The sequence below is a fragment of the Actinoplanes sp. NPDC051494 genome (assembly GCF_044454705.1).
In the GTDB taxonomy this organism is placed as follows: Bacteria; Actinomycetota; Actinomycetes; order Mycobacteriales; family Micromonosporaceae; genus Actinoplanes.
This window is the reverse complement of record NZ_JBITDZ010000006.1, coordinates 418764-441618: the sequence shown is the minus strand read 5'-3', so window position 1 is coordinate 441618 and position 22855 is coordinate 418764. Positions and strand designations below refer to the sequence as shown.

Sequence of the window (22855 nt, the reverse complement as noted above, 5' to 3'; positions counted from 1 at the left end):
CACTTCGAGAGGAAAGACCATGCCCTTCGCCAACCTCAAGGTTCCCGCCGGCACCCTGACCACCGAGTCCAAGAAGAAGCTGATCGACGCCGTCACCGATGCCTACGCCGGCGTGTACGGCGAGCGGGCCCGCGCCACGACCCTGGTCCTCGTCGAGGAGGTCACGGACGGCGGCTGGGGCCTCGGCGGCACCGTGCTGACCGCCGAGATGCTGGGTACGAACTAGGTGGCTGGTGTTAAACAGGGGTTTGATCGGCGTAGCCGATCGACCCCTGTTGTGGGTCGGGGCGGTTGGTGTGTTGCGGATGTGTTCGGCGGTGTCCGTGGGATGTGTTGGTGGGTAGGGGTTGTAGGTCTTGCCAGAGGCTCACCGGTGTCCGGTAGTGGGTCCTGTGGGAGCTCGCTCGCGGTCAGGCGATTGCCCAGCCGCCTTGGTCTTGGTTGTGGGTGAGTCCAACGGTGGCGAGCCGGGCGAGGTTGGTGGCGGCGGCCAGCAGGGTGAAGTCCGCGGCGACGCGGGGCAAACCGCGCATGCGGGCGCGGCGTCCGCCGTGCCGGCGGCGCATCAGATGGGCGATCTTGCGTTCGACTTTGGGGCGGGTGGCCCGGTAGTCGGCTTTCCAGGCCGGGTCCTGCTGGCGGGTCCGGGCTGTGGTGAGATGCGTTTCCCAATGGCTGATGGTGATGTGCCGGCCGGTCTTGGACGTGGTGCACTGCGCTCGCAGGGGGCAGTCGGTGCAGGCCGCACCGAAGTCGGCTTGCCCGGCATGACGGGGGTGTTCGTTGACCCGCCGGATCCCGATAGTGACCTGGTCCGGGCAGGTCACCGTGCCGGCGCCGAGGTCGATGACGAACCGGTCCTTGGTGAATCCGCCGGCCGGTGAGTTCGGCGGCTGGACCTTGGTTTTGATGTCGATCCCGGCCTCATGCAGCCGTTGCAGGACGTCACCGGCGCCATAGGCGGCGTCACCGTAAACAGCGGCGTCCCCTGCCACCTCGCCCGCCGGTGTGCTCTCGGCAGCGGGCGGGTCGGTGAGGTCGGTGATCAGGTCGGCGGCCGGCTGAGCGTCGCCGGTGTTCCCGGCGGTCACCCTGGTGGCGGTGATGATCTCACTGTCCGGATCGAGGGCGAGGTGGCCTTTATAACCGTCGAACCCGCGGTGGCTGGTCTTATGCCCGTGCCGGGCCTGCGGGTCGACCGTCGAGATCACCCGGTCTTTGGCGACTTTCCGGGCGATCCGCAGCAGCCCGTCGTCGCCGGTTTCCAGGTCCTGACCCAGCACGGTGGCCAGCAACGTCATCGCCTGCGTCACGGGTTCAGGTAGATCCTCGCGCCCGTCCAGGGCTGCGAGCAGGGCGTAACCGTCGCGGGCCCGCGAATCGATCAACGCCTCCCGGGCGCTCTTGTCGTCCCAGTCCACGACCGGTTTGCCGGTGGCGGTGTAGTCATCACCGCTGGACAACACCGCCCGCAACTCGCCGGCCAGAACCCGGCCGGCCGCCGTGAGCAGCCCCCGGACCGCCGAACGGATCAACGTAATGGTGTCCATCGTGGCGACCGCGTCATACAACGGTGTCGAATCCAGAACCCGGCGCCGGCCCACCAGCCCAGCCTGCCCGGCCGCCGCAAGAGCAACCTCGAAGATCCGGTCCGGGCGGCCGGACCGGCGTAACCGTTCCCGCATATCGACCAGCACCGTGTGAGCGAACCCGGCCCGCGCAGCACCGTCCCAGCCACCGACTCCTGCGGCGTATCGCCACCGGACGTCGAACGCGAACCGGTCCACGGCCTCACGGTCGGAGAGCCCCTCCAGGCGCTGCAGCACCATCACCGCCGCGACCACCGACGGTGGCACCGACCGGCGCCCGACCCGGGCGAACAAGTCGGTGAACATGCTGTCCGGGAACAGGCGGTCACGATGCTCATGCAGGAACGCGTAGATCGAGTTCGCCGGCAGCGACTCTGCGCAGAACCGGCTGACCGGATCCAACAGGTCCAGCTGCTGCGACGCTTTACCCAACGTCATCCCAGCAAACTACCTGATATAGATAGAAAACGATGACCGCCATGCTGGTGGCAGTCATCGTTTAACACCAGTCACCTAGGGTCTGTTTTGGAAGTGGAGACGGGCTGCGGCGAGGCCCAGCCGCCGTCTGGCCGCACGCCGAAATCGCTCGGATACAACACCGGTATCCGCCCAATTCCGGTGCACACCCAGACGACACCTGGACCGCGCCTCGCCTCGGCCCCACTTCCAAAACAGACCCTAGACGCGGGTGACCGCTGCCCTCGCCGCCGCCGGGTCGGCCGCGGCGAGGGCCTTCTGCGCCGCTTCCCGGCATTCCCGCAGGGTGTGCGCGGCCAGTGCCGCGCGCACCGCCGGGATCGCCGCCGGGGTCATCGAGAGGCTGGTCACGCCCAGGCCGGCGAGCACCACCGCGAACGCGGGATCGGCCGCCGCCTCGCCGCAGACACCGACCGGCCGGCCCACCGCCGTGCCCGCCGTGGCGCACAGTTCGACCAGCGACAGCAGCGCCGGTTGCCACGGGTCGAGCAGGTCGGCGAGTTCGCCGCTGCGGCGGTCGGCGGCGAACGCGTACTGGCTCAGGTCGTTGGTGCCGACGCTGAGGAAGTCCACGACGTCGAGGATCGCGGCCGCCCGGACCGCCGCGGCCGGCACCTCGACCATCACGCCGACGGTGGCCAGGCCGGCCTCCCGGCAGAGCGCGCCGAACTGGGCCGCCTCGGCCACGGTCGTGACCATGGGGGCCATCACCTCGACCCGGGCCGTGCAGTCCCGGGCCGCCGCCGCGATCGCCGTGATCTGGGTCCGCAGGATCTCGGCCCGGCCGCGGGCGAGCCGCAGCCCGCGCAGGCCCAGCGCCGGGTTCGGCTCGTCGCCGGTGGGCAGGAACGGCAGCGGTTTGTCCGAGCCCGCGTCGAGGGTGCGGACCACCACCCGGCGGCCCGGCATCGCCGCGAACACCTGCGCGTACGCGGCGGCCTGCTCCTCGCCGGTGGGCGGGTCGACATGGTGCTGGAACAGCAGCTCGGTGCGGAAGAGGCCGACCCCCTCGGCGTGCGCGCCGGCCAGCTCGGCGGCGCCACCGATGTTGGCGAGCAGGGCCACGGGGTGGCCGTCGGCGGTGCGTCCCCGCAGGTCACCCGACTCTTCCCGGGCCGCGGCGGCGCGTTGTTCCGGCGCCGTGGCCGCGCTGCCGACCATGACCCGCCCGGCCCCGCCGTCCACCGTGACCACGGTGCCGTCGCCGATGGTGAGCGCTTCCCCGCACGCCACGACCGTGGGCAGGCCGCGGGCCCGGGCGAGGATCGCCGTGTGGCTGACGAAACTGCCCGCCGACGTGACCACGGCCAGCACCTGCCGCGGGTCCAGCAGCGCCACGTCGGCCGGCGCCAGATCCACCGCGACCAGCACGTACGGATGACCAGGCGCGGGCAGCGCGGGCATCGGCAGCCCGAGCGCGTACGCGACCACCCGGTCCCGCAGGTCGTCGAGGTCGGCGGCCCGGGCGGCGAGCAGACCCCCGGCCGCGATCAGCACCGCCCGGTGCCCGGCGAGGACCGCGGCGACCGCATGCGGGGCCTCGTGCCCGGCCCGCACCGCCTCGGCCACCCCGGCGCGCAGCGTCCGGTCCCCGGCCATGCCCGCCTGGGCCGCCAGGATCTCCGCGGTGGTGGGATCGTCGGCGGCGGCCGCCCGGCGCGCGATGTCGTCGCGGACCGCGTCCATGGCGGCGTACGCCCGGTCCACCTCACGGTCCGGGTCGGTCACCGGCCGGGGAGCGGGCAACCGGGGCGGATCCCCCAGCCGGTACGCCGGGCCGGTGGCTGTCCCGGAGCTGGCGCCCAGACCGCGGAGCACCTCAGGCACCGGCGACGTCCAGGTCGGTCGCGAACAGGTCGGCGAGGCTGGCGAGCGACTCGGCCGCCCCGTCGCCGTACGCCTCGAGGATGATCTCGGTGCCGCAGAGCGCGCCGAGCCCGAGCAGCGCGAGCATGCTGTCGGCGGGGACCGGCGGCCGGTCCAGCGTGCGGACGGTGATCCGGGTGGGCAGTTCGGCGGCAGCCCCGGCGATCCGGGCGGCGGCGCGCATGTGCAGACCGGCCCGCCCGGCGAGCAGTACGGTCCGGATCACGAGTTGTCGCTTTCCTCGAGCATGGCCAGCACCGCGGCCGGGTCGGTGGCGGCCCGCAGTGCCTCGGCCCGCCCTGGGTCGAGCAGGATCCGGGCGAGCTGGGAGAGCAGCTCCACGTGCCCGTCGCCCCGGGCCGCGATCGCGACGCAGACGGTCACCCGGTCGCCCTCCCAGTCGACGCCGTCCGGGAAGCGCAGCACCGCCAGCGAGTCACGGCGGACCAGGTCGCGGGACTTGTCGAGACCGTGCGGGATCGCGACGCCCTCCCCGACATAGGTGGACATGGCCCATTCCCGGTCCAGCATGGCCTCGCGGTACGAGGGGTGGACCGCACCGATCTCCTCCAGCACGTCGGCACAGCGGTGGATGGCGGCGGCCCGGTCGGCGGCCACCTCCCGCATGCGTACGGCGCGTATGTCGAGCACGCCCCCGATGTTCGTCGTCATCCGGCCAGCCTCACCAGCGCACGTCCCAGCACCCCGTCATTGTCCCCGTCCATCCAGCTGACCACCAGCGCCGGAGGGTCCCCGGCGGGCAGCTCGAGGGGTTCGGCGTTGGTCACGATGAGCACGCCGTGCACCTGCAGCCCGGCGAACACACGATAGGCGTCGGCCACCGCGACGGTGGACAACGGTCCACTGTGTACATATCGCAGGGCGATGCCGCAGAGCCGGTGGAAAGCGCCCGCGAGCAGGTTGCTCCCATGGTCACCGGGGACCCACTGCAGGCTGGCGGCGGTGCCGCGGAGCGCGTCGATCACGGATTTCTCGTACCCGACCCGGCGCAGCTCGATCTGCCGAAGCGGGTCGAGCAGCGCGATCAACCGGCCGCGCTGGGCTTTCGGCATCGCGTCGAGCAGGATCGCGAGGTTCTCCGGGCCACCACGGGCGAGTTGCGGCCGGGCCCGTTCGTCGGGCAGCACCGCCAGCACCGCCGCGGCCTCGACGGTGGGCAGCAGCGCCAGCTCCGCGGCCAGCCGGCCGTCGTCGAGATGGCCCAGCAGCGCGAGCCGGCGGCCCGGATCGGTCGCGATGATCATCCGGGCGATCAGCCGCCCGTCCATGGCCGCGAGCAGCCGGTCGATCCGGTCCTTCGGCATGGCGACGAGCACGCCGGCGGCACGCTGCGGTGGCGAGGCCCGGAGCATGGTCACGACGTGGTCCGTCGGCAGGGAGCCGAGCACGGTCAGCTCCCCGGCGTACCGAAGACGACGCCGCCCTGCTTGACGGCGGCGACGACCCGGGCCACCGCGGGGTCGCCGAGGAAGAGGCGGAAGCCGACCACGACCGAGCCGGGTGCGCCCGCCCGGGCGCGTTCGGCGAGGCCCAGCTGGCAGAGCACGACGTCGGCGTCGTCCGGGATCGACGCGACCGGGTGATGCTCCACGAGCACCGGGAGGTTGCGCAGCTCGCGCCGCAGCTGACCGGCCAGCATCACGCTGCTGCCCATCCCCGCGTCGCAGGCCACCACGACCTTGCGGATGCTGCCGCCCTGGATGCTGGTCATGTCAGAGTTCCTCCTCGCCGCGGGTCAGCCGGCCGAAGCCCAGCAGCAGCGACCCGATCACGAACGAGACCGCCGCGGCGACGGCGACCCCGGCGAGCACCCCGAAATAGCCACCCCGCGGGGTCTCGGCGAGGTAGGCGAAGATGCTGCCCGGCGACGGGGTGGCCACCAGGCCGGCACCGGTGGCCATGAACGTCACGATGCCCGCCGCCCCGCCGGAGATCGCGGCCAGCACCATGCTCGGCTTCATCAGGACGTACGGGAAATAGATCTCGTGGATCCCGCCGAGGAACTGGATCGCCATGGCGGCGGGCACGCTCGGCCGCAGCGATCGCGGCCCGAACAGCAGGTAGGCGAGCAGGATCCCGAGGCCCGGACCGGGATTGGTCTCGAGCATGAACAGCACCGACCGGCCGTGGTCCGAGGAGTCGGCGATCCCGAGCGGGCCCAGCACCCCGTGGTTGACGGCGTTGTTGAGGAACAGCACCTTGGCCGGCTCGATCAGCACCGCCGCGAACGGCAGCAGGTGGTGCTCGATCAGGAACCGCACCCCGTCGCCGGCCGCGTCGGTGAAGACCCGCATGACCGGGCCGACCACCAGCGCGCCGGCCAGCGCCATGAGCCCGCCGACGATGCCGGCGCTGAAGTTCTCGACCAGCATCTCGAAACCGGACCGGATCCGGTCGGTGGTGAGGCCGTCGACCAGCTTGAGCGCGTAACCCGCGAGCGGGCCGACGAGCATCGCGCCGAAGAACATCGGCGACTCCGCGCCGACCACCAGGCCCATCGTCGCCACCGCACCGACCACGGCCCCGCGCTGGCCGTGCACCATCCGCCCGCCGGTGTAGCCGATCAGGACCGGCAGCAGCACGTGCGACATGGGGTCGATCAGCGCGGCGAAGCGCTCGTTGGGCAGCCAGCCGTTCTCGAAGAACAGCGCGGTGATGAGGCCCCACGCGATGAACGCGGCGATGTTGGGCATCACCATGCCCGACAGATAGCCGCCGAAGCGCTGGACCTGCGCTTTCAATCCGGTGTCCCGGGTGGGAGGCGCGTACAGCTCGGACACGGCACGGCTCCTCACAGCTGGTGGTGGGGACTGTTGTACCGACGAGATCACCTACTGTCAATCTTCACGGCGCCCGGCCGCTCTTCTTGCGACGATCGAGGTAGTGGCCGTCCCTGTCCCGCCTTGGTGGCGCCGCGGCCCGGTGGTGGCCACGGCGGTGCTCACCGTGCTCGCGATCGAGCTCTTCCTCGGCTGGCGCCCGCTGCTCGACGCGATCGGCCAGCTACGCACCCCGCACTGGAACTGGGTGACCGGCGCGGTGGTCGCGGAGATCGCGTCGATGGGCTGTTACGCCCGCATGCAGCGGGCGCTGCTGCGCGGCGCGGGGACCAAGGTCCAGATCCGCCGGCACGTGGCGCTGGCCTACGCGGCCCACTCACTGAGCGTGACTTTGCCGGGTGGCCCACTGTTCTCCACCGCGTTTAGCTTCCAGCATCTGCGCCGTTTCGGGGCCTCGTCGGCGGTCGCGTCGTGGTGCCTCGCGCTCAGCGGCGTCCTGTCCGCCGGCGCCCTGGTCGTCATCGGCGCGGTCTTCGGCCTGCTCACCCGCAACACCAACAGCCTGCGAACTCTGCTGCTCTACCTCGGGGGCGCACTGCTCGTGGCGGTCGGCGTGCGCCTGCTCGCCCGGCAACCCCAGCTGCTCATCGCGCCGGCCCGCAGCCTGCTGCACGGCATCAACCGGCTGCGGCGCCGGCCGATCGACACCGGTCACGCCCGGTTGGTCAGCCTCCTGGACCAGTTACGCTCCGTGCGGATCAAGCCGGCCGATTTCGCGTACGCCGTCCTGCTCGCCGTCGCGAACTGGCTGTTCGACGCGCTCTGCCTCTGGATGTGCTGCATCGCGCTGGACGCCGAGGGCCTGCGCCCGCAGCACCTCGTCATCGCCTACTGCGCGGGCATGGCGGCGGCCAGCGTGCCGATCGTGCCGGGCGGTCTCGGCGTGGTGGACGGCGCCCTCATCCTCGGCCTGGTCGCCGGCGGGCTGTCCAGCAGCACCGCGGTCGCGGCCGTGGTGCTGTACCGCCTGATCAGCCTCGGCTTCGTGATCGGCCTGGGCTGGCTGGTCTGGCTGGTCATGCGCTCTAGGGCAGATACTCCTCGGGGCGCGCTGGCCCGTTAGCGGCGTCCCCGCGCTTGCCGAACAACCGCCAGCCGCGCTTCTTCTTCTCCGGCTCCTTGACCGCGTCGCCGTTGAGCACGGCCAGCCGGTGCTGCGCGACCGGGTTCTCCGGCTCCATCTTGAGCGAGATCAGGAACGCCTGCCGGGCCTGGTCGGAGTGCCCGAGCGCGTCCAGGGTCACCCCGTGCGTGAAGTAGTAGTGCGCCTCGTCGGGTTCCAGCCCCACGGCGGTCCGGGCGGCCTGCTCGGCGTCGGCGTACTGCCGGTCGGCGGCGAGCAGCGCCCACGCGACCCGGTCGTGCCACAGCGGGTTCCGGGGCTCCACGATGACCGCCCGGTACGCCATGGTGACGGCCTCTTCATGCCGCCCGAGCAGCGTCAACGCCCGGCTGGCGATGGCCAGCGGCCGCGGGTCGCCCGGCACCAGCGGCACCGCCCGGCCGGCCGCGTCCAGCGCCTTGTCGACCTCGTCGGTCGCCAGCCGGATGCGGGCCATCAGGATCCACCCGGCGGCGGACTCCGGATCGGCGGCCAGGATCGGCTCCAGATGCCGCGCGGCCGCGGCCGGGTCGACCCGCTCGAACAGCGCGGCGGCCCGGGCCACCCCGATCTCCGTCGGCGTACTCAGCCCGGCCCCACCGGCCCGCTGCGGCGCGACGTCCTTCACCCCGGCCTCGACATCGGTCATCAGCACGTCCCGGCCCGGCGAAAGATGAAGGTCACTTGACCATCATCGGCAGATTCCCGGGTTTCCTGAGCCGTTTCCCCCGAATGCCCTCCTTCAGCTGGTGGGCAACCAGCCTGCGGACCGGTGGTGGTCGTGCGGCTCCTCGACCGGCAGAGACGCGTACGCCCGGACCGGGAACGTGCCGAACGCGGCGACCCGGGGCGGTGCGGCGGTGAACCGGGCCCCGGTCGGCGGGAGATCGCCGAGACCGGTCAGGTGCTCGACGATCGGGATGCCCGCGGCCAGCAGCACCGTGTGTGCGGGACGGGTACCGGCGGCCGCCGGGGAGGTGTCGTCGATGTTGATCGAGTCGATGCCGACCAGGGCCGCGCCCCGGTCGGCGAGCAGCTGGGCGCCCTCGCCGGTCAGGAACGGGGCGTCGACCGCGTACTGCGGGGTGCCCCAGTGCCGGTCGCCGCCGGTGTTCAGCAGGACGGCCCGGCCCGCCACCTCGAGGTGCTCCAGTGCCTCGGCGGTGACGCCGCGGCCGGCGGAACGGACCACGACCGCGGGCAGGTCGGCGAGGCGTTCCAGCGGGAGCCCCGCGAGGTCGGTGCCGTCGGCATAGCGGTGGAACGGGCTGTCCAGGTACGTGCCCGTGTTGCCGATCATCGTGATCAGGTCCATCGCGAACTCGGTGCCCTCGGCGTACACGCCGCGGGAGGCCTCGCGGGTGAGGTGCGGGGTGAACGCGGGCGCCGGCAGCCCCGGGTACGTGACCAGGCCTTCGCTGATCACGTGGCTCAGCTCCGCCCAGCGGCGCCGGGCCGGGGGCTCGGACGGGCCGCCCGGGGTGCCGAGGTGGGGTTCCGCGAAGACCCGTACGTTCGACAGCTCGACGGTGCTCACCATCAGCAGGCGGCACGCCGACACGAAGAGCGCGGAGATCTCCGCCTCGGTCGCGTCGGCGTGCGCGACGTCCACCCGGAATCCGTGCGTCCGCAGACCGCCGCCGTTGCTGAAGGTCACCACGGCGTCGAATTCGGCTCGGTACTGCAGCGGCACGGTTTCTCCCAGGTCAGGTGAGCTCTCGGATGGCTTCCACGAGGAGCCAGACGCCGAAGATAGCGAACAGCGCCGCGGCGCCGTACTTGATCGCCTTCTCCGGCAGGTGGCGCCCGAGCATCCGGCCGACCACGATGGCGAGGGCGTCCGCCGCCACCATGCCGAGCGTGGAGCCGAGCCAGGTGCCGAACCAGCCGTGCTGGGTGGCCAGGGTGATGGTGGCGAGCATGGTCTTGTCACCGAGCTCGGCGAGGAAGAACGCGCCGCCGACCGCGAGGATCGCCGAGCCGGTGGTGCGTTCGGCCTTCTGCTTCTCGTCGTCGGTGAGCTTGTCGCCGCGCAGCGTCCAGGCGCCGAACGCCAGGAACGCGATGGCCGCCACCAGGGAGATCCAGCCGGTCGGCAGCGTGGCGCCGAGGCCGTACCCGATGCCGACCGAGACCAGGTGGACGACCGCGGTGGCCACGGTGATGCCGATGAGCACCGGCACGGTCTTGAAACGAGTGGCGAACGTGAGCGCCATGAGCTGCGACTTGTCGCCCAGCTCGGCCACGAAGATCACGGCGAAGCTGATCGCCGTCGCGGCGAGGAAACCGTCCATGGAATGCAAACTCCCGATGTCGAGGACCGGGGTTCGGGCGCGGGGCGACCTCGACCCGGCCGCGTGCTGCTGGCCAAGTCGAAGGTCTCGCTCGCCCCGGAGACCGAGGCTGGATGGCCGGACCTGAGAGGCAGTGCCTCGGAGATCAGTATGTCGACCACGCCATTGGGAGCTACTCCCCTTCGCGTTCGCCACCATACAGGTATCGCCGGAGATCATGGCTACTGTGAAACGTGTGAGCCTGGAGACAGCGGTGAAGACGTTCGGCCTGGTCGTTCACCCTACGAAGCCGGTCGGCGAGTCGGTCGCGACCATCGTGCGCTGGGCCGGGATACACGGGACGACGGTGCTGATCCGGGCGGCGGAAGCGGCCCGGGTGCCCGCCGGCTCGGTCGAGGCGGTCCCCGACGAGGAGTTCCTGCGCCGGGTCGACGGGGTGATCGCGCTCGGCGGCGACGGCACGATGCTGGGGGCGATGCGGCTGGTGATCGACCGGCAGGTCCCGGTGCTCGGCGTCAACCACGGAAACCTGGGCTTCCTGGTCGAGGTCACGCCGTCCAGCCTGGCCCCGGCGCTGGAGCAGCTCGCTCTCGGCGACTTCACGGTCGAGTCGCACGGCTGCCTGACCGCCGACGCGGGGCCGGTGGAGCTGCGCACCGACGTCGGCTTCAACGACGTCGTGCTGGCCCGCCTGGGCCGCAAGGGCGCGGTGAACGCGGATCTGACCGTCAACGGGCGGCAGTACGGCTACTACAAGTGTGACGCGGTGATCGTCTCCACCCCGAACGGCTCGACGGCCTACAACTACGCGGCCGGCGGTCCGATCCTGTCCCCCTCGGCGGCGGCGACCGTGATCACCCCGGTGGCCCCGATGGCCGGGATCGGCCGCAGCGTGGTGCTGGGCGCCGGCGACCGGATGACCCTGACGCTGGCCCCGGAAAGCGCGCCGGTCGCGGTGGACGTCGACGGTACGGACGCCGGGGAGCTGTCCCCCGGCGGCGTCCTCTCGGCGCGGTTCCGCAACGACGCCGCGCAGGTGGTGCGCCTTTCCGCAGGCGTGCACCAGAACCGCAGCCGGATCAAGCTGAGCCTGCTGGACCTGCCGCTGCGCCGGGATCAGCTGCTCGAGCTGATCCCGGAGAGCCTGCGGCACAACACGGCCCTGCGCGAGCACTAACGCGGGGCGAGGAGCTTGCGCAGTTCGAGCCGGAGCGGGTCATCGGCCCGCCGGGCCTCGGACGTGGTCGGATCCGGCTGGGCGACCGGCGCGCACCGCTTGTCCGAGGTGGTGGCTTTGACTCGGGTGGGGAGTTCTCCGGTCGCCAGATACTCCGCGACGGTGTTGTCGATACAGGTGGCACCGCCGAACAGCGAACCGGCGTGGGTGCTGCCCCCGACCCCTTCCACCAGGACGGCTCGCGGGAAACGGCGACGGACCTCGAGGCTTCCCGGGTACGGCGTCGCGGCGTCCAGCGTCTCGCTGATCAGCAGGATCGGCGGGGTGTCCCGGCCGTCCACCGTCACCGGGGTGCCCGGGCGGGCGGGCCAGGTCAGGCACGGCGCGTTGAACCAGGCATTGCCCCAGGTCTCGAACGGCGCCTTCGCGTACACCCGCCGGTTGTCCCTGCGCCACGTCTTCCAGGACGTGGGCCAGCGCGCGTCCGTGCACATGGTCGCGACGTACATCGCGTACCCGTTGTCGGCGCCCTTGTCCGTCGGGTTCGACGCGGCGTACAGATCCCGCAGATCGGCGAGGTCGCCGTCGCCGACCCAGGCGGAGAACGCCCCGGCGATCGCCTCCCAGCCGAAGACGTAGTAGCCGGCCTGCAGGAACACGTCGGTGAGCTCGGACGCCCCGAAGCCGCGGATCGGCTTCTTCGTGAGCTGGGCCTTGCGCTGGTAGAAGAGCTTCTCGACCGCTGTGGCGCTGGTGCCGAGGTGGTACAACCGGTCGTACTTCGCCACCCACGCGAAGAAGACGTTCATGCTCCGCTCGAACGCGATGTCCTGGTCGAGGTTCGAGTCGTACCAGACGCGGGACGGGTCCACACTGCCGTCCAGGACCATCCGCCGGACCCGCTGGGGAAAGAGCGTGGCGTAGACCTGGGCGAGGTACGTCCCGTACGAGAAGCCGTAGAAGTTGATCTTCTGGGTGCCGAGCGCGATCCGCAGCAGGTCCATGTCCCGCACGGTGTCGGTCGTGCGCAGGTGCTCGAGCAGGTCGCCGCCGGCCGCGGCACAGTCCGCGGCGTAGTTCCTGGCCTTCTTGCGCCACGCGTTCTCGATCGCGGTGGTCGTCGGCACGTCGGCCGGGCGGCCGGGCGCGAAATAGTCGCTGTCGCAGGTCAGCGCCGGCCTGCTCGACCCCACCCCGCGGGGATCAAAACCGATCCAGTCGTACGCGCCACCGCCGCCACCCGGCACGAACCCGCCGAGGGTCGGCAGCGACAGTCCGGGGGCGCCCGGTCCGCCCGGGTTGACCAGCATGACGCCCTGGTATTTCGCGGCCGGGACGGTGTGCCTGATCCGGGAGACGGCCAGCTGGATCCGCTTGCCGTTCGGCTTCGCGTGGTCGAGCGGCACGCTGAGGTATCCGCATTCGGCCTTGCGTCCCGTCAGGGCGGGGTTGTTCTTACAGGCACCCCAGACGATGGCCGGTGCGGCGGCACTCGGCGCGGCAGAGGCCACGGCAGCGCCCGAGAGCACCAGCCCCAGCATCGCCGCGGTCGCCAGAATTCGTCTCATATGCAGCCCTCCGTAAGGTTTCGCCCCATATGTTCGGGCGTGGACGGCGGATCAACCGCCGCCCACGCCGGGCGAACCCTGACGAAAGAACCGCTCAGGCTTTGCGGACCCGCTGCAGCACCAGGGCCACCCCGCCGAGCGCCACCACCACGAGGCCGTAGACCAGGGCCGTCGAGCGCAGGCCGTACGTCGTCGCGGCCAGCCCGGCGATCACCGCCGGCACACTGAACGCCACGTACGCGATGGTCAGCGCGACCGCGAACAGCTCGCCCCGCTCCGCCGGGCCCGCCATCACGGCCAGCGCACCGAACGACGCCAGCGACGAGGCACCGAAACCGACCCCGGCCACCACGGTGCCGATCGCGGCCGTGACGACCGAGCCGGTCTCCATGCCGACCAGGGTCACCGCCGTGCCGCCGGTCAGCAGCCCACCGGCCAGCAGCAGCACCCGCCGGGTCGGGTGGGTCCGCAGCGCGAACGCCGCCACCGCACCGGCCCCGCACAGCAGGCTCACGACCAGGCCACCGATCAGGTGGCTGCCCAGGCCGAACACGCCGACCGCGACGGACGGGCCGAGCGAGAGATAGAGGCCACCGAGCGCCCAGCTGGCCACGATGATCGGCACGAGCGCGACCAGGCCGGTCCGCAGCCGCGCCGGTACGCCCAGTTTCGGCTTCAGCGAGGACGCGCCACCGGGACGCCGGGCCGAGGTCTCGGGCAGGACCAGCACGACGGCGCCCGCCACGACCATGCCCACGATCAGGATCGCCCAGATCAGGTGGGTGGGGCCGGGGGCATACTGGACGAGCGCGCCGGTGCCCAGCGACCCGAGCGCCAGCCCCGACGTCGGCACGATGCTGTTGATCAGGCCGGCCCGCCCGGGGGCGTGCGGCGGGTTGAGGTCGACCAGCGTCGCGCCGAGCGTGGTCATCGCCGCGCCGGTCGCGATCCCCTGCAGGAGACGGGCGATCAGCAGCACGTTCACATCACCGGCGTTGAGGAACAGCACCAGCGCCACGACCTCCAGCGCGATCGCGGCGGCCAGCACCGGCCGGCGCCCGACGTGGTCGGAGAGGGCGCCGAGCACCAGCAGCGAACTCACCAGGCCGACCACGTACACCGCGAAGACGGCCGTCAGGGTGACCGCCGAGAAGCCCCAGAGCTGCTGGTAGACGACGTAGAGCGGGGACGGCGCGCTGGAGGCCGCGGTGAACGCGATGAAGATCGCGGCGATCGCCGCGAACGCGACGGGGTGCGACAGGCGTCTCCGGCGGGCGCCCCGCGCACGCTCGGCGGCGGGTGGTGCGGCGGTGGTCGAGGTGGTCATGTCGCTCCCGGTCTAGAACAGACAGGTCTGTCTGGTACGGCCTGAGAGTAGACAGATCTGTCTGGTACCGTCAAGGCCATGTCCGCCGCGTCACCCGCCGCCCCCGCCCGCAAGCCGTCCGCACGCGACCGGCTGCTGGCCGCCGCCGACGAGCTCTTCTACGCCGAGGGGGTGCACACCGTCGGCATCGACCGCGTCATCGAGAAGGCCGGTGTCGCCAAGGCCTCGCTCTACAGCTGCTTCGGCAACAAGGACGGCCTCATCCAGGCCTACCTCGAGGGCCGGGACATGAGCCGCCGCGAGCGGATCCTGACCGGGCTCAAGGGTTTCGCGACCCCCCGCGCGAAGCTGCTCGGCGTCTTCGACCTGCTCGCCGAGCGCGTCGCCGCACCGGAATTCCGCGGCTGCGCCTTCTACAACGCCAGCGCGGAATCCGAACGGGGCAGCGTCGCCGAGGTGGCCGCCACCGCCAACCGCGACTGGGCCCGCGAGCTGTTCACCGACCTCTCCCGCAACGCCGGCGCCCACGACCCGGTGGCCCTCGCGGCCCAGCTGGTCGTCCTCTACGACGGCGCCCTGGCCGGCTCCCGCATGGACGGCGGCACCACGCCGGTGACCACCGCCCGGGCCATCGCCGCCACCCTCGTCGACGCCGCGACCGCCTGACCGCTTCAGCAGCGAGGCCAGCGCGCCCACCACCGCCATCGCGATGGCGAGCCAGAAGACGATCACCAGGCCGTCGTGGAACGGGCCGGAGATCAGGCGGGGGAAGAACTCCAGGCCGGTGAGCCGGTCCGCGTTGCCCGGCGGCAGATCGGCCAGCACCTGCGGGCCGAGCAGCTCGGCGATCGGGTTGTAGCCGAGGAACGCCGCGAACAGCGTGCCGACCGGCGGCAGTTGAGCGACCTGGTCGGCGGTCGCGGCCGGCACGCCCTGGGCGGTCAGGCCCGAGCTGAGCGTCGACGGCAGCGAACCGGCCAGCCCGGCGACCATGAGCGAGAAGAAGATGCCGATCGAGAGCACCTGACCGGCGTTCTGGAACGTCGCCCGCATGCCGGAGGCCGCCCCGCGCATCGTGGCCGGGACGCTGGACATGACCAGGGACGTGTTCGGGGCCGCGAAGAGCCCGCCGCCGAGACCGTTGACGAAGATCAGGATCGCGAACACGGCGTAGCTGAAGTCGCTCGGCAGCAGCAGCATGCCGAGGAACGACGCGGCCATCACGAGCAGCCCGCCGGCCGCGAACAGCCGGGAGCCGAACCGGTCCGACAGATAGCCGGCCACCGGGCCCGCCACCAGGAAGCCGATCGTCATCGGGACGAGATAGATGCCGGCCCACAGCGGCGTCGACTCGTAGTCGTAGCCGTGCAGCGGGAGCCAGATGCCCTGCAACCAGATGATCAGCATGAACTGCAGACCGCCGCGCGCCACCGCGGACAGCAGACTGGCCACGTTGCCGCTGGTGAAGGCGACGTTGCGGAACAACCCGAGCGGGAACATCGGCTCGGCGACCCGGGCCTCGATGACGCCGAACGCGACCAGCACCAGGCCACCGCCGATCAGACCGGCCAGCACGCCGGGACTGGTCCAGCCCATCGTGTGGCCACCATAGGGCTGGATACCGTACGTGATGGCGGCCAGCACCGCCGTGAGCCCGACCGCGAACGTCGCGTTGCCCCACCAGTCGATCGTCGCCCTGCGGCGCACGCCGCTGTCGTGCAGCGACCGGTAGGCCCAGACGGTGCCGAGGAGGCCCAGCGGGATGTTGACCCAGAACACCGAGCGCCAGTCCCACTCGGCGAGCACCCCGCCGACGACCAGCCCGATGAACGAGCCGGCCAGCGCCGCGACGATGTTGACGCCGAGCGCCATGCCGCGCTGCCGGGCCGGGAACGCGTCGGTGATGATCGCGGCCGAGTTGGCCATCAGCATCGCGCCGCCCACCGCCTGCAGCACCCGCCAGCCGATCAGCCACAGCGCGCCGCCACCGCCGTCGAACGGGTCGACTGCCAGGATCACCGAGGTGAGCGTGAAGATCGCGAACCCGGCGTTGTAGATGCGGACCCGCCCGTACATGTCGCCGAGCCGGCCGAGCGTGACCACCAGCACCGCGGTGACCAGCATGTATCCCATCAGCATCCAGAGCAGGTAGCTGACGTTGCCCGGTTCGAGCGCGTTGAGGTGGATGCCCTTGAAGATCGCCGGCAGCGAGATCAGGACGATCGAGGAATTGATCGTGGCCAGCAGGGTGCCGAGCGTCGTGTTCGACAGCGCGACCCATTTGTACCGCGGGTGATCGACGGATAGCACCCCCGATTAATATCACTGGTAGATACAGCTATCTCAGCGGAAGTGACGCAACGCTCACCAGCCACCCTTACGCGCGGGCCGGCCATCCCCGACGCGCAGTGCCTGAAATGTCACCATGAGTTGATGAATGCTCGCGGCCGCCAGCCCCACTGGCTGCACCCCCATATGGGGACGACAACGGTCGACGGCCGCGAGCCCCAGGCTTACATGGTGGCGCTGCGGCACGTGGTCGTCACCCTCGACGCCGACCCGGCCTGGCGCCGCTGGTGGCGAGCCTCCGGCGTCCCGCACTGCGAACTCGGCATCGTCGCCGAGAGCCACCTGGACCACCTGCGCCCCAGCGCCGACATCCGCGAGATCAGCGGAACGGTCCGGGCCAACTTCACCTGCGCCGCCCCACCCACCACCGGCCGCCGCCCGGCCGAGCTGCTCACCCTGGCCAGCCGCGAGGTCACCAGCATGTTCGAGGTGATCCGCGAGGCGATCGGCCTGGGCACCCTGCCCCCGGTGCCCACCCTGCCCGACCTGCCGGAACACGCCGGCGACCTCGAGGTCACCCACCGCACCATGCCCCCGGAACACGGCGAACCGGACCACCAGGGCTACCTGACCCTCACCCAGATCCAGGAATTCTTCGGCGACGAGCCCCGTGCCCACTGACCGACCCGCCCAGCGTGCCAGAGTTTTCACTAATGGTTATGACGTGATCACGGGTGGTTGCCAATCGGGCCGGGTGTGGGGGTCAATGAAGCGGTGTCCGCTCCGCTGACCCTGGTCGCGGGGCGCCTCGGTGGCGCGGCCGTGGTCGGGATCGCGTTGGCCTCGGCGGCCCCGTGGCGGCCCGCTGTCCTGGCGGAACCGCTGATCGTGCTCGGGGTGGGGCTGTTCCTGCTGGTCTTCGCCACGGTGTACGCCGCGATGGCGCGCCGGTTGCCGTCGGCCGGGGCGCTGTACACGTTCGCCGCCCGTGGGCTGGGGCGGCCCTTCGGACTTTCTGCCGCTTGGCTGGCGCTGACGGCGTACACCGTGGTGCAGCTCGGGCTCTATGCCGTTGCCGGGGTGGCGGTCGCTCCGCTGATCGACGGTCCCTGGTGGATGGCCGCCGGGGTGGCCTGGGCCGTGGTGACGCTCAGCGGGATACTGCGGGTCGAGATCACCGCCGCGGTGCTGGCCCTGCTCGTGATCGGGCTGCTCGGGCTGACCGTCCGGTATCCCGGTGCCGACTGGTTCACCGGGCTGGGTCCGCCGGCCCTGACCGATATCCCGCGCCCGGAGCTCGGGCTCGCGCTTCTCACGGCGGCGCTCGCCTTTGCCGGCTTCGAGACCGCCGCGGCGTACGGGGAGGATCTGCGCCGTTCGGCCGCTCCCGTCGCGTACCCGGTGCTGGTGGTTCTGGTGGTCGTGCTGGCACCGCCGCGCGTCGCGCTGCCGGCCTGGGGTGTCGCGGCGGGTGCGCTGGCCGGCGTGGTGGCGCTGCACCACACGATCGTCCGGTATCTGGTCGCTCTCGGCCGTGAGCGGGTGTTTCCGCGGGGGCTGGCCCGGCTCCGGCTCGCGTCGCTGACCCAGAGCGTGGTGGCAGGTCTGACCCTCGGCGCGTGCGTGTTGTTCGATGTGGACCTGAGCGCGGGGTTCATCACCGCGGGCGGGCTGGGTGTGCTGGTGCTGCTGCTCGGCACATCGTTGGCCGCGCTGCTGTTCCTCAACCGGCATCCGGCCGGTGAGGGGGTGTGGCGGCGGCTGCTCGCACCGGGCGTGGCCACGGTCGGGTTCGGCACGCTGGGGTGGCTCGGGTACGAGCATCATCGTCCGCTGCTGATCGCCGGCGCTGTTCCGGTGCTGGTGGGCCTGGTCCACGCCGGAGTGCTGCGGCAGGCCGGACCGGTCGTCTACGCGGGGATCGGGCTCGGCGGGCGGGCCATCGTGGTGGTGCCCGACCCCTCGACCGAGCCCGTGGTCCTCCCCCACCCACGCGTTCCGGGCGCTCACCGCCCGGAACGCGTCGACAGGTCCCTTACTTGACCGCGCCCATGGACAGGCCGCGGACCAGCTTGTTCTGAGCGACCCAGCCGGCGATCAGCACCGGCAGCGAGACCAGGGTGGCCGCCGCGCAGAGCCGGGCGAGGAACAGGCCCTCGGAGGAGATGAAGCCGACCAGGAAGATCGGGGCGGTGCCGGCGTTCGTCGCGGTCAGGTTCACCGCCAGGAAGAACTCGTTCCAGGCGAAGATGAAGCAGATCAGCGCCGTGGCGGCGAGACCCGGGGAGACGATCGGGAGGATGATCTTGCGGATCGAGGTGATCAGGCCGGCGCCGTCGACCTCGCCGGCCTCCAGCACCTCGCGCGGCACCTCGAGCAGGAACGAGCGCATCATCCAGACCGCGAGCGGCAGGTTCATCGACGTGTAGAGCAGCACCATCGTCCACACGTTGTCGAGCATGCCCAGGTTCTTGACCAGCAGATACACCGGCAGCAGCGCGGCGACCGCGGGCATCATCTTGGTTGAGATGAAGAAGAACAGCGCGTCGGTCCACTTCGCGACCGGGCGCAGCGAGAGCGCGTACGCGGCGGGGGTGGCCAACAGCACCACCAGCAGCGTGGAGAACACGCTGGCCATCAGCGAATTCAGCAGGAACGGCGTGATGTTGCGGTCGAACACCTGGGCGTACTGGTCGAACGTCGGGGTGAAGACCCAGGCCGGCGGGTTGCTGGCGGCATCCTGCTCCTGCTTGAAGCTGGTCAGCACCATCCAGATCACCGGGAACACGAAGATGATCCCGGCGATCCAGGCGACGACGCCCCAGATCGCGTTGCCGAGGCGGCGCTTGGGAGCCGCGGCGAGTGTCGTCATCGGGACTCCTCCATGCGGAACAGGCTCGAGATGACGCGCAGCGCGAACGTCGCCACGATGATCGTCATGACCACCACGACGACACCGGCGGCCGACGCCTCGCCGTACTCGAACTTGCGGAACGTGGTCAGGTAGATCTCGTACGGCAGGTTGGTGGTCGCCTGGCCGGGACCGCCCTGGGTGATGGTGAAGACCGCGTCGAACGTGTTCACCAGGTAGATCGAGCCGAGCAGCGCGCCCAGCTCCAGGTACTGACGCATGTGCGGCAGCGTCATGTGGGTGAAGATCTTCCAGGCCCCGGCGCCGTCGACCCGGGCCGCCTCGAGGATGTCCTCGCTCTGCGACTGCAGGCCGGCCAGCAGGATCAGCATCATGAACGGCGTCCACTGCCAGACCAGCGTGGCGATGACGGCCGCCTTCGGGTACGACGAGACCCAGTCGGTGGAGCCGCCGAAGATGCCGTTGATCAGGCCGTACGCGGGGTTGTAGAGCGCGTGCTTCCAGAGCAGCGCCGCCGCGATGGGCATCACCAGGAACGGCGTGATGAGCATGGTGCGCACGACCCCGCGGCCGAAGAACTTGCGGTCCAGCAGGATGGCGAGCGCCAGCCCGAGGATCATCGAGAAGATCACCGCGCCGGCGGTCAGCAGCACCGTGTTGAGCAGGGCCGACTGCAGCCGCGAGTCCTGGAACACGGTGACGTAGTTCTTGAGGCCGACGAACGCCCGTTCACCCGGGCGCAGGGCGTTCCAGTCCAGCGTGGACAGGTAGATGGTGACCAGGAACGGCACCTGGGTCACGACGATGGCGAAGATGAGGGCGGGCAGCAGCGGAGCCCGTCGGACCCAGCGGTCCTTGGCGCCACCCTTGGCGGGCACCACGGGGATCTCCGGTCTCGGATCCGTCCGGGTGATGACGTCGGTCATGGTCGGCCTTCCGGTAGGTACGGCGGCGCTGCCGTGGGGGCAGCGCCGCCGCGCGCGCTACTTGTACTTCTTCGCCACGTCCTCGGCGAGTTTCTGCCCGTCGTCGAGGGCCTTGTCGACCGTGGAGCTGCCGGCGATCGCCGCGTTGATCTCCTGCGAGACCTTGGTGCCCAGGTCGGCGAACTCGGGGATGCCGACGAACTGCACACCCAGCGCCGGGCGGGGCTGCACACCGGGGTTCTGCGGGTTGGCGTTCTCGATCGAGCCGAGCGTCACGTCAGCGAACGCCTTGGCCGACTCCTTGTACTCCGGGATCGAGTACGTCGAGGTGCGCTTGCCGGACGGGATCCGCGGCCAGCCGAGGTTCTTGCCGACGACCTGCTCGTACTCCTTGCTGGTGGCCCACGAGATGAACTTCCACGCGGCGTCGGCCTTCTTGGTGGTCTTCGGCATCACGAACGCCCAGGTCCAGAGCCAGCCGGAGTACGCGGTCTTGTTCACCGGGGCGTACGCGTAGCCGACCTTGCCGGCGACCTTGGACGCGTTCGGGTCCTCGAGCGTGCCGGCGGCCGACGTCGCGTCGTACCACATGGCGGCCTTGCCCTGGCCGAACTGGTTCAGGCACTCGGTGAAGCCGGCCTGCGGGGCACCGGTCTCGCCGTGCTGCTTGACCAGGTTCACGTAGAAGTTGGTGGCTTCCTTGAACTCCGGGGAGTTGACCTTGGCGGTCCAGTCCTTCTCGAACCAGGTGCCACCGTACGTGTTGACGACGGTGGTCAGCGGCGCGAACAGCTCGCCCCAGCCGGGCAGGCCGCGCAGGCAGATACCGGCGACGCCACCCGGCTTGTCGTCGAGCTTGGCGGCGAAGTCGGCGACCTGGGCCCAGGTCGGCTTCTCGGGCATCGTGAGGCCCTTGGCCGCGAACAGTTCCTTGTTGTACATCAGGAACGAGGACTCACCGTAGAACGGCGCCCCGTACAGCTTGCCGTCGTCGCCGGTCAGCGAGTCGACCATCGGCTTGAGCAGGTCGGCACTGTCGTACGCGGCATCGGCGGACGACTGCGTGGACAGCTCGTGCAGCCAGTTGTTCTTGGCCCAGATGCCGGTCTCGTACGCGCCCACGGTGGCCACGTCGTACTGTCCGCCCTGGTTGGCGACGTCCTGGGTGACCTTGTCGCGGAGTTCGTTCTCCGGGAGGATCGTGAACTTCACCGTGATGCCGGTCTGCTTGGTGAAGTTCTCCGCGGTCAGCTTCGCGATGTCCTCCATCTGCGGGTTGCCGACCATCAGGGCGGTGATGGTGTTCTCGTCACCGGAGCCACCCCCGGCGGTCGAGCCCGCGCCCGAACACCCGGACAGCACCAGTGCGCCGGTGGCCGCGCCCGCGACCAGCAACGACAGCTTGCCTCTTCTTTTGAACACAGCAGATCCTCCGTTTGAAGACATGCGGAAACGTGCCGCCCAGGTGCACGACGGCCGATCTTTCTACTATTTCGTTGTCGCGTCAGACTCTGATGACCTGTGGACCCAGCCGGGAATAGCGGTGCGCCTCGGACGCCGGCAGGCCGGTGTCCGTGACCAGTGATTCGAAATCCGAGATCTCGGCGAAGCGGCAGAACGTGCGTACGCCGAACTTGGTGTGGGTGCCGGTGAAGATCCGCCGGCGGGCCGCGCGCACGGCCTGGGCCTTCACGTCGGCCACGGCCGGGTCGGGGGTGGTCAGGCCCACCTCGCGGGAGATGCCGTTGGCGCCCACGAAGGCGAGGTCGAGCACGAATCCCGCGAGCATGCTGCTGGCCCAGTGGTCGACCGTGGCCAGCGTGCGGCCCCGGACCCGGCCCCCGAGCAGCAGCACGGTGACCGGCGTGTTGGTGGACAGCCACGCCGCGGTGTTGAGCGAGGCCGTCACGATGGTCAGCGGCCGGTCGGTGGGCAGCGCCTCCGCGATGAGCTGCGGGGTGAACCCCTCGTCGATGAAGATGGTCTCGGCGTCGCCGATCAGGCCGACCGCCGCGGCGGCGATCCGCCTCTTCTCCGGGACCCCGCGCGTCGTGCGCATCGCGAGGTCGGTCTCGAACTTGGCCGTCTCCACCGGGTACGCACCGCCGTGCGTGCGCCGGAGCAGACCGTGCTTCTCCAGCAGGCGCAGATCGCGCCGGACAGTCTCCGCCGAGACGGAGAGCTCGGCGGCGAGCTTGGCCACGTCCACCTCGCCCTGCCGTCGCGCCAAGGCGACGATCTGATGTTGCCGCTCGTCCGCGTTCAAATCACACCTCCCCGCGCCTGTCGTACGCCATTTGTAACACCGGGGAAACGTGTGGCCCCCATCACAAACTACGGTGATTCAGCCTGTCTCTGCCCGTTTGGCGATCGGGCATCCTCACCCGATACCCACCCAAGATCACACTAAAGCGGACGAATCTCGTGACTGTTTGCCCGAAAACCCCGCCCGAATGGTGCCCGAGGGTGTGGGAGCGGTCGCTCTGAGCGCACCCGCCGACCGTTTT

The 22855-nt window shown here is 70.7% G+C and carries 22 protein-coding genes and 1 pseudogene; 6 read left to right on the top strand and 17 right to left on the bottom strand.

Annotation, left to right across the window (positions count from 1 at the left end; all coding sequences use genetic code 11):
* Nucleotides 1-19 precede the first annotated feature (19 nt).
* On the top strand, nucleotides 20-226 hold the full coding sequence (locus ACIA6A_RS23360; protein ID WP_396099928.1) for a 4-oxalocrotonate tautomerase family protein: 207 nt from the start codon (nucleotides 20-22) through the stop codon (nucleotides 224-226).
* A gap of 184 nt (nucleotides 227-410) precedes the next feature.
* Here the strand turns inward: ACIA6A_RS23360 and ACIA6A_RS23355 are convergent, their stop codons facing one another.
* From ACIA6A_RS23355 to ACIA6A_RS23325, 7 genes are all read right to left on the bottom strand, one after another.
* A complete protein-coding gene (locus ACIA6A_RS23355) occupies nucleotides 411-2027 on the bottom strand; it encodes an IS1182 family transposase (protein ID WP_396099926.1) in 1617 nt (538 codons plus the stop codon).
* A 240-nt stretch (nucleotides 2028-2267) separates the two neighbouring features.
* A complete protein-coding gene (locus ACIA6A_RS23350) occupies nucleotides 2268-3893 on the bottom strand; it encodes a putative PEP-binding protein (protein ID WP_396099924.1) in 1626 nt (541 codons plus the stop codon).
* Nucleotides 3886-4158: an HPr family phosphocarrier protein gene (locus ACIA6A_RS23345; protein WP_396099923.1), complete on the bottom strand. Its 273-nt coding sequence runs from the start codon at nucleotides 4156-4158 to the stop codon at nucleotides 3886-3888. The genes ACIA6A_RS23350 and ACIA6A_RS23345 overlap by 8 nt, the downstream gene beginning before the upstream one ends.
* Nucleotides 4155-4604, bottom strand: a complete 450-nt coding sequence (locus ACIA6A_RS23340) for a PTS sugar transporter subunit IIA (protein WP_396099922.1) — start codon at nucleotides 4602-4604, stop codon at nucleotides 4155-4157. Before ACIA6A_RS23340 ends, ACIA6A_RS23345 begins: the two co-directional genes overlap by 4 nt.
* The gene (locus ACIA6A_RS23335; RefSeq protein WP_396099921.1) at nucleotides 4601-5341 is read right to left on the bottom strand and encodes a magnesium transporter MgtE N-terminal domain-containing protein; all 741 of its coding nucleotides are present in this window, start codon (nucleotides 5339-5341) and stop codon (nucleotides 4601-4603) included. The genes ACIA6A_RS23340 and ACIA6A_RS23335 overlap by 4 nt, the downstream gene beginning before the upstream one ends.
* Before the next feature lie 2 nt (nucleotides 5342-5343).
* A complete protein-coding gene (locus ACIA6A_RS23330; protein WP_396099920.1) occupies nucleotides 5344-5664 on the bottom strand; it encodes a PTS lactose transporter subunit IIB in 321 nt (106 codons plus the stop codon).
* Nucleotide 5665: 1 nt separating this feature from the next.
* Entirely contained in the window at nucleotides 5666-6733 is a 1068-nt protein-coding gene (locus tag ACIA6A_RS23325) for a PTS transporter subunit EIIC (RefSeq protein WP_396099919.1), read from the bottom strand.
* 103 nt (nucleotides 6734-6836) lie between these two features.
* Here ACIA6A_RS23325 and ACIA6A_RS23320 point away from each other — a divergent pair, with 103 nt between their 5' ends.
* Entirely contained in the window at nucleotides 6837-7856 is a 1020-nt protein-coding gene (locus tag ACIA6A_RS23320) for a YbhN family protein (protein WP_396099918.1), read from the top strand.
* On the opposite strand, the gene ACIA6A_RS23315 is transcribed toward ACIA6A_RS23320, so the two are convergent.
* The 3 genes from ACIA6A_RS23315 to ACIA6A_RS23305 all read right to left on the bottom strand — a co-directional run bounded on the left by ACIA6A_RS23315 (nucleotide 7819) and on the right by ACIA6A_RS23305 (nucleotide 10189).
* Complete coding sequence (locus ACIA6A_RS23315) at nucleotides 7819-8544, bottom strand: tetratricopeptide repeat protein (protein ID WP_396099917.1); 726 nt, start codon at nucleotides 8542-8544, stop codon at nucleotides 7819-7821. The two genes, ACIA6A_RS23320 and ACIA6A_RS23315, sit on opposite strands and share 38 nt — an antisense overlap.
* A 93-nt stretch (nucleotides 8545-8637) precedes the next feature.
* Nucleotides 8638-9588, bottom strand: a complete 951-nt coding sequence (locus ACIA6A_RS23310; RefSeq protein ID WP_396099916.1) for a cyclase family protein — start codon at nucleotides 9586-9588, stop codon at nucleotides 8638-8640.
* A 13-nt stretch (nucleotides 9589-9601) separates the two neighbouring features.
* Nucleotides 9602-10189 (bottom strand): TMEM165/GDT1 family protein, encoded by a 588-nt coding sequence (locus tag ACIA6A_RS23305; protein ID WP_396099915.1) that lies wholly within the window; start codon nucleotides 10187-10189, stop codon nucleotides 9602-9604.
* A 235-nt stretch (nucleotides 10190-10424) separates the two neighbouring features.
* On the opposite strand from ACIA6A_RS23305, the gene ACIA6A_RS23300 reads away from it, so the two are divergent.
* Nucleotides 10425-11366: an NAD(+)/NADH kinase gene (locus ACIA6A_RS23300; protein WP_396099914.1), complete on the top strand. Its 942-nt coding sequence runs from the start codon at nucleotides 10425-10427 to the stop codon at nucleotides 11364-11366.
* Here the strand turns inward: ACIA6A_RS23300 and ACIA6A_RS23295 are convergent.
* Both ACIA6A_RS23295 and ACIA6A_RS23290 read right to left on the bottom strand, forming a co-directional pair.
* A complete protein-coding gene (locus tag ACIA6A_RS23295; RefSeq protein WP_396099912.1) occupies nucleotides 11363-12934 on the bottom strand; it encodes an alpha/beta hydrolase in 1572 nt (523 codons plus the stop codon). The two genes, ACIA6A_RS23300 and ACIA6A_RS23295, sit on opposite strands and share 4 nt — an antisense overlap.
* Before the next feature lie 94 nt (nucleotides 12935-13028).
* A complete protein-coding gene (locus tag ACIA6A_RS23290) occupies nucleotides 13029-14261 on the bottom strand; it encodes an MFS transporter (protein ID WP_396099911.1) in 1233 nt (410 codons plus the stop codon).
* Nucleotides 14262-14339: 78 nt separating this feature from the next.
* On the opposite strand from ACIA6A_RS23290, the gene ACIA6A_RS23285 reads away from it, so the two are divergent.
* Nucleotides 14340-14927 (top strand): TetR/AcrR family transcriptional regulator, encoded by a 588-nt coding sequence (locus ACIA6A_RS23285; protein WP_396099972.1) that lies wholly within the window; start codon nucleotides 14340-14342, stop codon nucleotides 14925-14927.
* 360 nt (nucleotides 14928-15287) lie between these two features.
* Here the strand turns inward: ACIA6A_RS23285 and ACIA6A_RS23280 are convergent.
* Nucleotides 15288-16571: pseudogene (locus ACIA6A_RS23280) on the bottom strand (MFS transporter); the annotation flags it as partial.
* 123 nt (nucleotides 16572-16694) lie between these two features.
* On the opposite strand from ACIA6A_RS23280, the gene ACIA6A_RS23275 reads away from it, so the two are divergent.
* Nucleotides 16695-17231, top strand: a complete 537-nt coding sequence (locus tag ACIA6A_RS23275; RefSeq protein WP_396099910.1) for a hypothetical protein — start codon at nucleotides 16695-16697, stop codon at nucleotides 17229-17231.
* Nucleotides 17232-17324: 93 nt separating this feature from the next.
* The gene (locus tag ACIA6A_RS23270; RefSeq protein ID WP_396099909.1) at nucleotides 17325-18593 is read left to right on the top strand and encodes an amino acid permease; all 1269 of its coding nucleotides are present in this window, start codon (nucleotides 17325-17327) and stop codon (nucleotides 18591-18593) included.
* On the opposite strand, the gene ACIA6A_RS23265 is transcribed toward ACIA6A_RS23270, so the two are convergent.
* The 4 genes from ACIA6A_RS23265 to ACIA6A_RS23250 all read right to left on the bottom strand — a co-directional run bounded on the left by ACIA6A_RS23265 (nucleotide 18586) and on the right by ACIA6A_RS23250 (nucleotide 22614).
* The gene (locus ACIA6A_RS23265) at nucleotides 18586-19422 is read right to left on the bottom strand and encodes a carbohydrate ABC transporter permease (protein ID WP_396099908.1); all 837 of its coding nucleotides are present in this window, start codon (nucleotides 19420-19422) and stop codon (nucleotides 18586-18588) included. The two genes, ACIA6A_RS23270 and ACIA6A_RS23265, sit on opposite strands and share 8 nt — an antisense overlap.
* Nucleotides 19419-20348 (bottom strand): carbohydrate ABC transporter permease, encoded by a 930-nt coding sequence (locus tag ACIA6A_RS23260; protein ID WP_396099907.1) that lies wholly within the window; start codon nucleotides 20346-20348, stop codon nucleotides 19419-19421. The genes ACIA6A_RS23265 and ACIA6A_RS23260 overlap by 4 nt, the downstream gene beginning before the upstream one ends.
* A 57-nt stretch (nucleotides 20349-20405) precedes the next feature.
* The gene (locus tag ACIA6A_RS23255) at nucleotides 20406-21770 is read right to left on the bottom strand and encodes an ABC transporter substrate-binding protein (RefSeq protein WP_396099906.1); all 1365 of its coding nucleotides are present in this window, start codon (nucleotides 21768-21770) and stop codon (nucleotides 20406-20408) included.
* An 82-nt stretch (nucleotides 21771-21852) separates the two neighbouring features.
* On the bottom strand, nucleotides 21853-22614 hold the full coding sequence (locus ACIA6A_RS23250; RefSeq protein ID WP_396099905.1) for a DeoR/GlpR family DNA-binding transcription regulator: 762 nt from the start codon (nucleotides 22612-22614) through the stop codon (nucleotides 21853-21855).
* Nucleotides 22615-22855 lie beyond the last annotated feature (241 nt).